The sequence below is a fragment of the Variovorax sp. P1_H2 genome (assembly GCF_056405295.1).
Genome location: NZ_JBFUCJ010000157.1, coordinates 1 through 12,098 on the forward strand (window position 1 = coordinate 1; position 12,098 = coordinate 12,098).

Annotated in this window: 12 protein-coding genes; 4 read left to right on the forward strand and 8 right to left on the reverse strand. The window is 70.0% G+C overall.

Annotated elements, in window-relative coordinates:
* Nucleotides 1-168 precede the first annotated feature (168 nt).
* Nucleotides 169-873 (reverse strand): glutathione S-transferase N-terminal domain-containing protein, encoded by a 705-nt coding sequence (locus tag AC1D2E_RS32235; RefSeq protein WP_478201169.1) that lies wholly within the window; start codon nt 871-873, stop codon nt 169-171.
* Between the two features lie 60 nt (nt 874-933).
* The gene (locus AC1D2E_RS32240; RefSeq protein ID WP_478201170.1) at nt 934-2,145 is read right to left on the reverse strand and encodes a THUMP domain-containing class I SAM-dependent RNA methyltransferase; all 1,212 of its coding nucleotides are present in this window, start codon (nt 2,143-2,145) and stop codon (nt 934-936) included.
* A gap of 170 nt (nt 2,146-2,315) precedes the next feature.
* On the opposite strand from AC1D2E_RS32240, the gene AC1D2E_RS32245 reads away from it, so the two are divergent.
* From AC1D2E_RS32245 to AC1D2E_RS32260, 4 genes are read left to right on the forward strand one after another with little or no spacing between them, the layout of a single operon-like run.
* On the forward strand, nt 2,316-4,058 hold the full coding sequence (locus tag AC1D2E_RS32245) for a sensor histidine kinase (RefSeq protein ID WP_478201171.1): 1,743 nt from the start codon (nt 2,316-2,318) through the stop codon (nt 4,056-4,058).
* 18 nt (nt 4,059-4,076) lie between these two features.
* Complete coding sequence (locus tag AC1D2E_RS32250) at nt 4,077-4,679, forward strand: cytochrome b (protein WP_478201172.1); 603 nt, start codon at nt 4,077-4,079, stop codon at nt 4,677-4,679.
* Entirely contained in the window at nt 4,676-5,260 is a 585-nt protein-coding gene (locus AC1D2E_RS32255; protein ID WP_478201173.1) for a YceI family protein, read from the forward strand. Before AC1D2E_RS32250 ends, AC1D2E_RS32255 begins: the two co-directional genes overlap by 4 nt.
* Before the next feature lie 38 nt (nt 5,261-5,298).
* Nucleotides 5,299-5,916 carry a YceI family protein gene (locus tag AC1D2E_RS32260; protein ID WP_478201174.1) on the forward strand — a complete coding sequence of 206 codons (618 nt, stop codon included), beginning with the start codon at nt 5,299-5,301 and terminating at the stop codon, nt 5,914-5,916.
* A gap of 30 nt (nt 5,917-5,946) precedes the next feature.
* Here the strand turns inward: AC1D2E_RS32260 and AC1D2E_RS32265 are convergent, their stop codons facing one another.
* The 6 genes from AC1D2E_RS32265 to AC1D2E_RS32290 all read right to left on the reverse strand — a co-directional run.
* Complete coding sequence (locus tag AC1D2E_RS32265) at nt 5,947-7,554, reverse strand: phospholipase D family protein (RefSeq protein WP_478201175.1); 1,608 nt, start codon at nt 7,552-7,554, stop codon at nt 5,947-5,949.
* 2 nt (nt 7,555-7,556) lie between these two features.
* Nucleotides 7,557-9,137, reverse strand: coding sequence for an RNA polymerase factor sigma-54 (locus AC1D2E_RS32270; protein WP_478173036.1), 1,581 nt, complete (start codon nt 9,135-9,137; stop codon nt 7,557-7,559).
* 13 nt (nt 9,138-9,150) lie between these two features.
* Nucleotides 9,151-9,945: an LPS export ABC transporter ATP-binding protein gene (gene lptB / locus AC1D2E_RS32275; protein ID WP_478201176.1), complete on the reverse strand. Its 795-nt coding sequence runs from the start codon at nt 9,943-9,945 to the stop codon at nt 9,151-9,153.
* Nucleotides 9,942-10,628 carry a lipopolysaccharide transport periplasmic protein LptA gene (lptA, locus tag AC1D2E_RS32280; RefSeq protein ID WP_478201177.1) on the reverse strand — a complete coding sequence of 229 codons (687 nt, stop codon included), beginning with the start codon at nt 10,626-10,628 and terminating at the stop codon, nt 9,942-9,944. Before lptA ends, lptB begins: the two co-directional genes overlap by 4 nt.
* Before the next feature lie 125 nt (nt 10,629-10,753).
* Nucleotides 10,754-11,401, reverse strand: coding sequence for a thiol:disulfide interchange protein DsbA/DsbL (locus AC1D2E_RS32285; RefSeq protein ID WP_478173039.1), 648 nt, complete (start codon nt 11,399-11,401; stop codon nt 10,754-10,756).
* Nucleotides 11,402-11,741: 340 nt separating this feature from the next.
* Nucleotides 11,742-12,098: SPOR domain-containing protein (locus AC1D2E_RS32290; protein ID WP_478201178.1), on the reverse strand; the 357-nt coding region annotated here is incomplete at its 5' end.

The following is a 12,098-nucleotide window of genomic DNA, read 5'->3' on the forward strand; positions in this document are numbered from 1 at the left end:
CGCCCCAAGCCGGCCTGCKGCCCCCTCGGGRGGCAGCGACCCACACGCAGTGGGGGAGCGTGGGGGCTCAGGCCGGCGCCGGGCCGCCCCAAGGCGGCCTGCGGCCCCCTCGGGGGGCAGCGACCCACACGCAGTGGGGGAGCGTGGGGGCCATTCAGCCACTCCGGTTCAGCCGCGCTTGGGGATGTCCAGTCCGGCCCTCACCGCGGGCCGCTTCACGAAGGCATCGAGCACCCGCGTCACCTGGGGGAAGTCGGCGATGCCGACCAGGTCGCCGGCCTCGTAAAAGCCGATCAGGTTGCGCACCCACGGGAAGGTCGCGATGTCGGCGATGGTGTAGGCGTCGCCCATCAGCCAGGCACGCCCGGCCAGCCGCTGGTCCAGCACGCCGAGCAGGCGCCGCGATTMGGCCACGTAGCGGTCGCGCGGCCGCTTGTCCTCATAGTCCTTGCCGGCGAACTTGTTGAAGAAGCCGAGCTGTCCGAACATCGGGCCGATGCCACCCATCTGGAACATCAGCCACTGGATCGTCTCGTAGCGGCCGGCGGCGTCCTGCGGGATGAACTTGCCGGTCTTGTCGGCGAGGTAGAGCAGGATGGCGCCGGACTCGAACAAGGCCAGCGGCTTGCCGCCGGGCCCGTTCGGATCGAGGATGGCCGGGATCTTGTTGTTCGGATTGAGCGAAAGAAATTCCGGCGAAGTCTGGTCATTCGACTGGAAGCTGACCAGGTGCACCTCGTAGGGCAGGCCGGTCTCTTCGAGCAGGATCGAGACCTTGACGCCGTTCGGCGTCGGCAGCGAATACAACTGCAGCCGGTCGGGATGGACAGCAGGCCATTTCTTGGTGATCGGGAAGGCGGACAGGTCGGTCATTGCGGATTGCGGATGCGGGGGAGCCGCATTCTGGCCCGAAACGCAATACCGGCCGAAGCCTCAGGCCTTCCGCGCCGAGCCCGCCACCATGTCGAACTTGAAGAGCCGGCACTCGATCGGCCCGTTCCACATCGGCACCCGGCGCGATTCCTTCAGGCGCATGCGCTTGGGCAACTGCAGGTCGGGCGTCAGCACCCAGGCGGTCCAGCCGGCATAGTTCTTCTTCCAGTGGCTCGCGAGCTGGACGAAGAACTCGCCGCCGTCCTCGGTCTGCGCGTCCTCGCGGCCGCGCGCCACGCCGCCGACCTCGATCCGCTCGCCGTAGGGCGGGTTCAGCACGATCACGCCCGACTCGGCCGGCGGCATCCGCTGCAAGGCATCGCCGCCGCGGAACTGGATCGCCGCCGCCACGCCCGCGCGCTCGGCGTTGCGCTCCGCGAAGTCGACCATGCGGTGCGAGACGTCGGAGCCGAAGATCGCCGGCGCACGCTGCGCCGCCGGCGGCACGGCCTCGGCCTTCAGCGCCGACCACACGTGGGCCTGGAAGGGCAGCAGCTTCTCGAAGCCGAAGCGCCGCAGCGAGCCGGCCGCGATGCCGGAGGCGATCTGCGCCGCCTCGATCGCGATCGTGCCGCTGCCGCAGCAAGGGTCGTACAAGGGCGCGCTCGCCACCGCGCCGGTTTCCGGGTTCCACCAGCCACTGGCCGCCAGCATCGCCGCGGCCAGGGTTTCCTTCAGCGGCGCATCGCCCTTGTCCTGCCGCCAGCCGCGCTTGAACAGCGGCTCGCCCGAGGTGTCGACATACAGCGTGCAGGTGTCGGTGGTGAGGTGCGCGAAGACGCGGCAGTCGGGCCACTGGGTCTCGATGCTGGGCCGAACGCCGCCCGCCTTGGCACGGAAGCGGTCGGCGATCGCATCCTTGATGCGCAGGGTGGCGAAGTTGAGGCTCTGCAGCGGGCTGTGCTGCGCCGTGGTCTCGATCTTGAAGGTCTGCTTCGGCGTGAACCAGATCTCCCAGGCGACGCCGCTGGCGATCGCGTAGAGGTCGTTCTCGCTGCGGTACGGCGCATGCGCGAGTTCGATCAGCACACGCTGGGCCAGCCGGCTGTGGAGATTGAGCTTGAGGGCGTCGCGCCAGTCGGCGCGCACCCGCACGCCGCCGCGCAAGGTGAGCAGGTCCTGCCCCGCGCGGCCGGTCAGCGCATGCACTTCCTGCGCCAGGAAATCCTCGACACCGGCGGCGCAAGGGAGAAAAAGAGAGAGATCGTTCACCCCGCGATTGTCGCCGCGACGGGGCCCCGGCAGCGGCTTGGTGATCTATAGTGGACCGGCCGATGAGCTCACCGCCCGCACCCGCACCCCCCGAGGCGTCAGGCCGGCGCCGGGCCGCCCCAAGTCGGCCTGCTCCCCCTCGGGGGGCAGCGACACACGAAGTGAGGAGCGTGGGGGCCACGACCGCCGACCGGTTTGCCATCCGCTGCGAGGTGCTGCGGCTCAGTGCCCAGCCCAGCGGGCCGGTGCTGCTGTTCCAGTTCCTGCTCGACTGCGGCGTCGCGGCGCTGTTCGCCTGGCGCTACTCGGTGCCGCACGCGGTGGCCTGGATCGCGCTGATCGCCGCCACCACCGCCTACCGCGGTTTTTTCCCGCAGCGGCTCCCCGCGCAAGTGACCCCCGCCAACCTGCCTCCCGCCTTGCGCGAGCACACGCTGCGCATCGCGCTGCACGAAGGCGCCCACGGCCTGGCCGGCGTGCTGCTGTTCGATCCGGCGGATTCGACCTCGCAACTGCTGATCGGCCTGGTGGTGATGGCGATGACGCTGTCCTCGGCCTTCTCGGTGTCCTACTACACGCCGGCCATGCGGCTTGCGATCACGCTGCTGCTGGCGCCGACCATCGTGATGGGCCTGGTCTTCGGCGCCCCGCTCATGAGGGTGCTGTCRCTGCTCGGCATCGGCCTGCTGGCGATGGTCTGGAAGCTGGTGGCGGAACGCGCGCACCAGCTCGAGGAGAACATCGGACTGCGCCACAACGAAAGCGCGCTGCGCGAGCAGGCGTTGGCCGGCCTGCAGCAATCGCAGCAGGCCCAGGCCGAGCGGCTACGCTTCTTCTCGGCCGCCAACCACGACCTGCGCCAGCCGGTGATGGCGATGGGCCTGCAGGCCGAGGTGCTGCGCCAGCAACTGAACGCCGGCGAGGACATGGTCACGGTGCTGGGCACGGTCGCCGCGCTGTCGAGGGCACAGCAGGCGCTCGAGGGGCTGACCAACCAGTTGCTCGAGATCGGGCGCATCGAGGCCGCCGCCGACCCGATCTCGCCGGTGGCGGTCGCACTGGCGCCGCTGCTGGCCGAATTCGCGCGCCAGGCCGGCAGCGGCCGGGTGCGGGTGCGCTGCCCGGCGAACGCCGTGGTCTGGACCGACCTGGTGGCGCTGCGCCGGATCCTCGGCAACCTGGTCGACAACGCGCTCAAGTTCACGCCCCGCGGCCGCGTGCTGCTGGCCTGCCGCCAGCGCGGCGAAGCCTGGCGGATCGAGGTGCGCGACGCCGGCATCGGCATCGCACCGGAGGCGCAGGAGCGCGTGTTCGGCGACTTCGAGCAGGTCGGCAACATCGAACGCAACCTGCAGCGCGGCCACGGGCTGGGCCTGGCGATCGTGCGGCGGCYGGCCCTGCGGCTGGGCGTCGAGATCTCGCTGCGCTCGGCACCGGGGCGCGGCTCGGTGTTCGCCTTCGCGCTGCCCGCAGCACCGCAGGGCGCGCCGCTGGCATCGGCTCCGGCGGCGGGCGTCGAGACCGCGACGGCACCGGGAACGCAGGCGCTGCGCCCCGGCCTGGTCGTGCTGGTGATCGAGGACAACGCGGTGGTGGCCGACAGCATCGCGGCACTGCTGCGCCTGTGGGGGGCCCGGCCACAGATCTGCGGCGGCGCGACCGAGGCGCTCGCACTGCCCGATCTGGCAGCCTTCGACATCGCCCTGTGCGACATCCGGCTGCCGGGCCCGCTCGACGGCATCGCGCTGGCGACCGAACTGCAGCGCCGGCGCCCTTCCCTCCCCCTCGCGCTGGTCTCGGCCGACATCGACGACGCGACGCAGCAGCTGGCCCGCGAGCGCGGCTGGCAGGCGCTGCGCAAGCCCGTGCAGCCCGCCACGCTGCAGGCCTTGCTGCGGCGGGTGCAGCGCTGAAGCGCCTATGCTTTGACCATGCAGGCCCAGCCTCAGCCCCCCCTGGCCGATATCCCCGATGCCCCGCGCTACGGCACGGTGGCGATTGCCCTGCATTGGCTGCTGGCGCTGATGATCCTGAGCTCTCTGGGCGTCGGCCTGTCGATGACCGGCCTGCCTTTCTCGCCGCTGCGCCTCAAGCTCTACAACTGGCACAAATGGGCCGGCATCACGATCCTGGCACTGTCTGCGCTGCGCCTGCTGTGGCGCCTGTCGCACCCGCCGCCGCCGCTGCCGGGGCGCATCCGGGCGGCGATGCCGGGCTGGCAGCTGACCGCGCACCGCGGGCTGCACCTGCTGCTGTACCTGCTGTTCTTCGCCGTCCCGCTGCTGGGCTGGGCCTACAGCTCGGCGCTGGGTTTCCCGGTCGTCTGGCTCGGCGTGCTGCCGCTGCCGGACTTCGTGCCGGTCGACAAGGCGTTCGCCGAATCGGTGCTGAAGCCGCAGCACCGCGTCGGCGCCTTCAGCCTCGCCGCGGTGGCGGCAGTCCATGTCGCGGCCGCGCTCAAGCACCACGTCATCGGCCGCGACGGCCTGCTCGACCGCATGTCGCCGCTTCCACGCCGAAGGCATTTCCCATGACCCTGTTCTCCCTCGGCCGCGCCTTGCTGTGCGCGGCCGCATCCCTCATTGCCGGCGCAGCCGGCGCCGAGCCGGCGACACCGGCCAAGCTGCTGCCGGCCCCGAGCCAGATCGTCTTCGTGACCAAGCAGATGGGCGTACCGGTCGAAGGCGCCTTCAAGAAGTTCGACGCCCAGGTGGCCTTCGACCCACGCCAGCCCGAGGGCGGCAGCGTGGCGCTGCAGATCGAGGTCGCGAGCGCCAGCCTGGGCCTGCCCCAGAGCGACGCCGAACTGCCCAAGCCGGCCTGGTTCGACAGCCAGCACTTCCCGAAGGCCGACTTCCGTTCCAGCAGCATCAAGGCGCTGGGCGGCGGCCGCTTCGAGGTCACCGGCCGGCTGACGATCAAGGGCAGCACGAGGGAGGTGCTGGTGCCGGTCGAGATCACGCAGTCCTACGGCCAGTCGACCGCCAGCGGAAGCATGACGATCCAGCGCCTCGCCTTCAAGATCGGCGAAGGCGAATGGACCGACACCTCGATGGTGGCCGACGACGTCCAGGTCCGCTTCAAGCTGGTGCTGACCGGGCTCGGCCCCCTGTGAAGTCCACCGATGTTTCCACGTTCACCCGAAAGCTCGTCATGAAGAAACTGCTCACCCTCGCCGCGCTGACGGCCGCGGCTGCACTGGCCGGCGCCCAGCAGGCGCCCGAGGCGGCGGCCAAGCCGGCGGGCGGCCCGGTCAAGGGCGCCAGCTACGTGGTCGACCCGACCCATACCTTCGTCAACTACGAGATGGGCCACTACGGCACCACCACCAACCGCGGCCGCTTCAGCACCAAGGACGGCCAGATCAAGATCGACCCGTCGGGCACCGGCGGCAAGGTCGACATCACGATGGACATCAGTTCCATCAACACCGGCGTCGACCTGCTCAACCGCCACCTGCTGAGCAAGGACTTCTTCAACGTCGCCGAGTTTCCGATCGCCCGCTTCGTCGCCGACCGCCTCGACTTCAGCGGCGACAAGGTCACGCAGGTCAACGGCACGCTCACCCTGATGGGCCAGACCCGACCCGTGCTGCTCAAGGCCAACCGCTTCAACTGCTACCTGAGCCCGCTGATCAACCGCCAGATCTGCGGCGGCGACTTCGAGACCACGGTCGAGCGCAGCCAGTGGGGCATCAACTGGGGCCTGGCCTTCGGCTTCGAGGACAAGGTCAGGCTGCTGGTGCAGGTCGAGGCGGTCAACATCCAGTGAAGCGGCGCGCGGGCCCGGGGCCCGCGGGTTCTACAGCAGGCTCTCCGGCGCCAGCGGCGCGAGCAGTTCCAGCATCACGCGGTCCCACAGGCCCGCGTCGGGCTCGACGGTGAGCACCGGGTCGGCACCGTCTTCCATCGTGACCCATTCGAGACCTTCGCTGCCTTCGGCAAAGCGCACCCGGTAGGCGCCCTGCTGCTTCAGCACGTCGAGCAGCTTGAGCATCTGCTGCGCCATCTCGGGGCTGGCGATGAAGAGGCCGATCTCGGTGTTGTGGTTGTCCGAGCGCGGGTCGAAGTTCATCGAACCCAGGAACAGCGCGCGGCGGTCGAAGATCGCCGCCTTCGCATGCAGCCGGCCGACCTGCGAGCCGAACAGCCCGAGCCGCACGCTGCGCTTGGTGCGCGCCGAGCTCAGCTCGTGGATCTCGACGCCGAGCCGCAGCATGTCGGGCCGGTAGCGCCGGTAGCCGGTGTGGACCAGCGGCTCGTCGGTGGCCGCGAGCGAATTGGTGACGACGCTGATCCGGACCCCGCGGCCGCGGACCTCGCGCATCACCTCGAGCCCGGCCTTGCCCGGGATCAGGTAGGGCGACACCAGCGTGACTTCGGAACGCGAGCGCCGCATCTGCTCGATCACGTTGTAGCGCACGCTGTCGACATCGAGCAGCGGCACGCCCCCGTAGGACACGGTCTTGCCGACCACGCGGTCGGGCGAGTCGGCATAGGCCTCGGCCAGGGTCCAGATCAGGTCGAGCCGGGCGCCGTCCTTCAGCTCCGGCCCCAGCGGCGCGTAGCCCAGGACGTCGTTCGGCGCCGGCGGCCGCGGCGCCGGGGTGTTGGCGGGGCCGGTGGCCTGCTCGAAGCGCCGCTGCAGTTCCTCGGGCGTCAGCGAGGAAGCGACCACGGTGCCGATCGGCCGCACGTAGGGGCTGTTCCAGTAGAGATCGAAGAGGCTGCCCAGGCGCTTCGCCAGCGCACCGGCGACGAAGGTGTCGATGTCCAGGAAGTTCGCGCCCGCGGTCCGCGCGAAATATTGGCTGCCGATGTTGCGCCCGCCCGCCACCGCCATCGCGCCGTCGGCGATGAAGAGCTTGTTGTGCATCCGGCGGTTGACGCGGTCGAAATCGAACAGCGAACTCGAGAAGCGCTGCACCATGCTGCCGCGCCCGGCCGGGAACGGATTGAACAGGCGCAGCTCGAGGTTCGGCGTCGCGGCCAGCGCCAGCAGCAGCTCGTCCTCGCCGGAGGTGTAGAGGTCGTCCATCAAGAGCCGCACGCGCACGCCGCGCAGCGCCGCGTCGCGCAGGCTGCGCAGGAAGTAGCGGCCGGTCTCGTCGTTCTCGATCTGGTAGTACTGGACGTCCAGCGTGCGCTCGGCGCGGCGCGCCAGCTGCAAGCGCGTGTCGAGCGCGAAGTCGCCGCCGGGCATCAGCCGGAAGCCGCTCAGGTCGGGATCGGGCGAGGAGGCCTTGGCGATCCGCCCCAGCGTGGTGGCCGCGGAGGCCGCGATCGCGCTCGATGGCTGGCGCTCGAACTCGGCCGGCAGCATGGCGCAGCCGCCGGCCAGCAGAGGCGCCGCCATCAGTGCCGCGCCGAGCCGCCGCCCGCGCACCGCCAGGCCCGCGCCGCGAGGCATCGCTAGAGTGCCTTGCGCAGATTGGCCGGCGCGATGCGCAGGGCCTCGCGGTATTTCGCCACCGTGCGGCGCGCGCATTCGATCCCCTGCTCCTTGAGCATTTCGGAGATCTGACTGTCCGACAGCGGCTTCTTGAGGTCCTCGGCGCTGACGAACTGCTTGATCAGCGCCCGCACCGCGGTGCTCGATGCATTGCCGCCGGTCTCGGTGCCAAGCGCCGAGCCGAAGAAGTACTTGAGCTCGACCGTGCCGTAGGGCGTCGCCATGTACTTGGCGGTGGTCACGCGGCTGATGGTCGACTCGTGCAGGCCGAGCTCGTCGGCGATCTCGCGCAGCACCAGCGGCCGCATCGCCAGCTCGCCGTGCACGAAGAAGCTCTTCTGCCGCTCGACGATCGCGTTCGACACCCGCAGGATGGTGTCGAAGCGCTGCTGGATGTTCTTGATGAACCAGCGCGCCTCCTGCAGCCGCTGCGACAGCGCCTGGCTGCCTTCGCCCTTGTGCTGCTTGAGCGCGCCGGCGTAGATGTCGTGCACGCGCAGCCGCGGCATGACCTCGGGGTTCAGCATGACGCGGAACTTGGTGTGGGTGCCGTTGCCGATGCGCGTGACGATCACGTCGGGGATCACGACGTTGCGTTCGACGTCGACGAAGCGGCGGCCGGGCTTGGGCTCGAGCCTGGCGATCAGCTGCAGGGCCGCGCGAACCTCTTCCTCGTTGCTGCGCGTGAGGGTCGCGAGCCGCTTGAAGTCGCGCCGCGCCAGCAGCTCCATCGGCTGCTTGCAGATCGCGATGGCCGTCTCGCGCACCTGCGCCTCGTCGGCGCTCTCGCCGGGATGCGCCAGCGCGCGCAGCTGGATCGTCAGGCACTCGCCGAGGTTGCGGGCGCCGACACCGACCGGCTCCAGGCTCTGCAGCAGGCCGAGCGCGACCTGGAAGTGGTGCACCAGGTCGTCGAACTGGTCGTTGTCGTCGCCGGCCAGGCCCGAAGCCAGGGCCGGCAGCGAATCCTCGAGGTAGCCGTCGTCGTTGAGCGACTCGATCAGGAAGCGCAGCGCGGCGCAATCGGTCTCGCTGAGCCGCAGGCCCAGCGCCTGCCGGTGCAGGAAGGATTGCAGCGACTCCTGGCTGCGCGCCAGCTCGGTGGCGTCGGTGCGCTCGTCGTCGCCCAGGTTGTTGGTGCGCGCCGGGGCGTCGCCGCCCCATTCGCTGTCGTCGGGCGCCAGGTCGACCGTGCCGTCGCCTTCCCAGTCGGGCTCGGCGTCGACGGCGTCGGCGGTGGCCGTCTCGGTTTCGGACGCGGCGACCGCGACTTCGGCCGGCGCCGACGGACCCGGCGCGAAATCGCCCTCGACTTCGGCCTGCCGATCCTCGTCGCGCACCGGCGCATCCGCCGATTCCAGGCCGAATTCCTCGCGCGCCGCCTCCTCGGCAGTGCGCTCGAGGAACGGGTTGTCGTCGAGCATCTGTTCGACTTCCTGGCTCAGCTCGAGCGTGGACAGTTGCAGCAGCCGGATCGACTGCTGCAGCTGCGGCGTGAGCGCCAGGTGCTGGGAGACGCGAAGCGAAAGCCCCTGCTTCATCGAGATTGGGCTCCTACATCCGGAAGTGTTCGCCCAGGTACACGCGCCGTACCTCGGTGTTGTCGACGATCTCCGAAGGCGTGCCTTGTGCCAGCACGTGCCCGTCGCTGATGATGAACGCGTGATCGCAGATGCCCAGCGTTTCACGCACGTTGTGGTCGGTGATGAGCACGCCGATGCCGCGCTCCTTCAGGAAGTTGATGATCCGCTGGATCTCGATCACGGCGATCGGGTCGATGCCCGCGAAGGGTTCGTCCAGCAGGATGAAGCGCGGCTGGGTCGCCAGYGCCCGCGCGATCTCGACCCGGCGGCGCTCGCCGCCGGACAGCGACAGCGCCGGCGAATCGCGCAGGTGGTCGACCCGCAGGTCGGCCAGCAGTTCGGCGAGACGCTCTTCCATGCGCGCCTTGCCGAGCGACACCATGCGGCCCTGCTCGTCGGGCTCGCTCTGCAGCTCGAGCACGGCGCGCACGTTTTCCTCGACCGTCAGCTTGCGGAAGATCGAGGCCTCCTGCGGCAGATAGCTCAGGCCCATGCGCGCGCGGCGATGGATCGGCATGTGGGCGATCGGCTCGCCGTCGATCATGATCTCGCCGGCGTCGGCCCGCACCAGCCCGACGATCATGTAGAAGGAGGTGGTCTTGCCGGCGCCGTTGGGGCCCAGCAGGCCGACCACTTCGCCCTTCTGCACGGCCAGCGACACGTCCTTGACGACCTTGCGGCTGCCATAGCTCTTTTGCAGGCTGCGCGCCTCCAGCCGGCTGCCCGGCTGGCCGTCGCTGGCACTGATTCCGGCTGCTTCGATCACTTCTTGAAGTCTCCGCCGAGCGTGGTGGTGGCACGCAGGCTATTGCCCGGCGCCGGCGTGGCGGCGGGCTTGGCGGCGCCGGCCGTCGGCGCCGCGGCCGGCACGGTCGCCGGCTTGGGCGTCAGGATGGCCTTCACGCGGCCGCTCGGCTGGGTCGCCACGCCGGCGTTCGGCGGCAGCGACGCGCCATTCACCGTGAAGGTGTCGTTGCTCTGGTCATAGACGATCAGCGGACCGCTGCTCTCGTCGCTAGGCGTGGCGCCGATCAGGCGGCGCATGACCGCGCGGCGGATGAACTTCACGTTGTCGGCGCGGCTGTCGTACTCGATGACCTCGCCCTCGCCCTCGATCCACTCGTCGGTGCCGGCATTGCGCTTCTGCTTGAAGTAGGAGAGCTTGCCCGGTTCGGCCGTGACGACGCCGTACTGGTAGCCCTCGGGGTCCTGGCGGACGTCGATGCGCGCGCCGCGGATCTGGATCGTGCCCTTGTTCACCAGCACGTTGCCGGTGAACACGCTGGTCTGCTTGAGGTCGTCGTAGCGCATCGCGTCGGCCTCGATGTTCATCGGCTTGCTCCGGTCAGCCTGCTCGGCCTGGGCCAGCGATGCGAGACCGGCCAGCACGATGGCGAGGAACAGCACGCGCACGGGGCGGCGGGGAAAGGAGAAGGAGGGAGAGGTCATAGAGGCACGAAACTTGCTCTGCGATTGTATGCGTCCCCGGGACGCCACTTGCGCGGCCTTGACGAAAAAGCCCGCGGAAGCGGGCTTCGTGGACGGAAGTCGGGGCGGCCGGACCGCCCGGGCGCTCAGCCCTTGCGGGCCTCGGCGATCAGGAAGTCGACCGTCTGCAGGGCGCGGTCGAGCGAACCGGCGGTGTCGCCGTCGACATACCAGCGGCCGGCGACGCCGAGCGCCGGCACGCCGGCCACCTGGTAGTCGGTCGTGAGCTGCGAGGCGCGCTTGGCCTTGCCGACCACCGAGAACGACTTGAACAGCTCGGCGAACTTCTTCGCGTCGAGGCCCGGCTGCTTCTCGACCCAGGCGAGGATCGCGGCATCGCCGGTCAGGTTCAGGCGCTGCTGGTGGATGGCCTGGAAGATTTTGGGCTGGAATTCGTCGACCTTGCCCATGGCCTCGAGCGCATAGTAGAAGCGCTGCTTGGCCTCGGTGTCGTTGCCGACGAAGGGCACCGGAATGCGCCGGAACGCGACATGCGGCGGCAGTTGCTTGACCCAGGCCTCGAGCTTGGGCTCGAAGGCGGCGCAGTGCGGGCAGTTGTACGAGAAGAACTCGACCACCTCGACCTTGCCCGCGGGCGCATCGACCGGTGCCGGCTTGCCGAGCACGATGTAATCGGTGCCGGCCTTGAACGGGCGGCCCTGCGCATGCGAGGGCGCGGCCAGCGGAAGAAGGGCCAGCGAAGCGGCGGCCAAAGAAAAATCACGACGTTGCATTTAGAAGTTCTCCTGTCGGCAGAAAGAGCCCGCGAACCGGGGTGGAGTTCCCCGGGCGCCCAAAGTAAAGTTCCCTGAAGTATCAGGCCGGCGCCGGGCCGCCCCAAAGCGGCCTGCGGCCCCCTCGGGGGGCAGCGACCCACACGCAGTGGGGGAGCGTGGGGGCCCAGGCCGGCGCCGGGCCGCCCCAAGGCGGCCTGCGSCCCCCYYGGGGGCAGCGACCCACACGMAGTGGGGGRGCGTGGGGGCCCAGGCCGGCGCCGGGCCGCCCCAAGGCGGCCTGCGGCCCCCTCGGGGGGCAGCGACCCACACGCAGTGGGGGAGCGTGGGGGCCATGACTTCAGCGCTGGACGCGCACCAGGGCCGATTCGAGGCCGCCATCGTCGAGCCGCTCCTTGAGCCGATCGGCATCGTCTTTCTTGTTGAAGGGGCCGGCACGCACGCGGTAGACGGTACGGCCGGCCTGCTCGCGCTCGGTCACACGCGCCTCCACGCCCATCAGCGAGAGCTTGGCGCGCTGCGCATCGGCGTCCTCCTGGGTGCGGAAGGCACCGGCCTGGACGAAATACATGAACGGGTCGGCACTGGCACCGGCGGGCGCCGCAGCACCTGCGCCCGCGCCGCTGCGGGCCTTCGCGAAATCGCCGATCGGGTCGTTCGAGGGCGGCAGCGCATTGGCTTCCGCCGGCACCGGCGC

Excerpts from the sequence above, each read along its gene's own strand:
- AC1D2E_RS32250 (WP_478201172.1), top strand. The coding sequence starts at position 4,077 with ATGCAGGCCCAGCCTCAGCCCCCCCTGGCCGATATCCCCGATGCCCCG.
- AC1D2E_RS32255 (WP_478201173.1), top strand. The coding sequence starts at position 4,676 with ATGACCCTGTTCTCCCTCGGCCGCGCCTTGCTGTGCGCGGCCGCATCC.
- AC1D2E_RS32260 (WP_478201174.1), top strand. The coding sequence starts at position 5,299 with ATGAAGAAACTGCTCACCCTCGCCGCGCTGACGGCCGCGGCTGCACTG.
- AC1D2E_RS32265 (WP_478201175.1), bottom strand. The coding sequence starts at position 7,554 with ATGCCTCGCGGCGCGGGCCTGGCGGTGCGCGGGCGGCGGCTCGGCGCG.
- AC1D2E_RS32270 (WP_478173036.1), bottom strand. The coding sequence starts at position 9,137 with ATGAAGCAGGGGCTTTCGCTTCGCGTCTCCCAGCACCTGGCGCTCACG.
- lptA (WP_478201177.1), bottom strand. The coding sequence starts at position 10,628 with ATGACCTCTCCCTCCTTCTCCTTTCCCCGCCGCCCCGTGCGCGTGCTG.
- AC1D2E_RS32285 (WP_478173039.1), bottom strand. The coding sequence starts at position 11,401 with ATGCAACGTCGTGATTTTTCTTTGGCCGCCGCTTCGCTGGCCCTTCTT.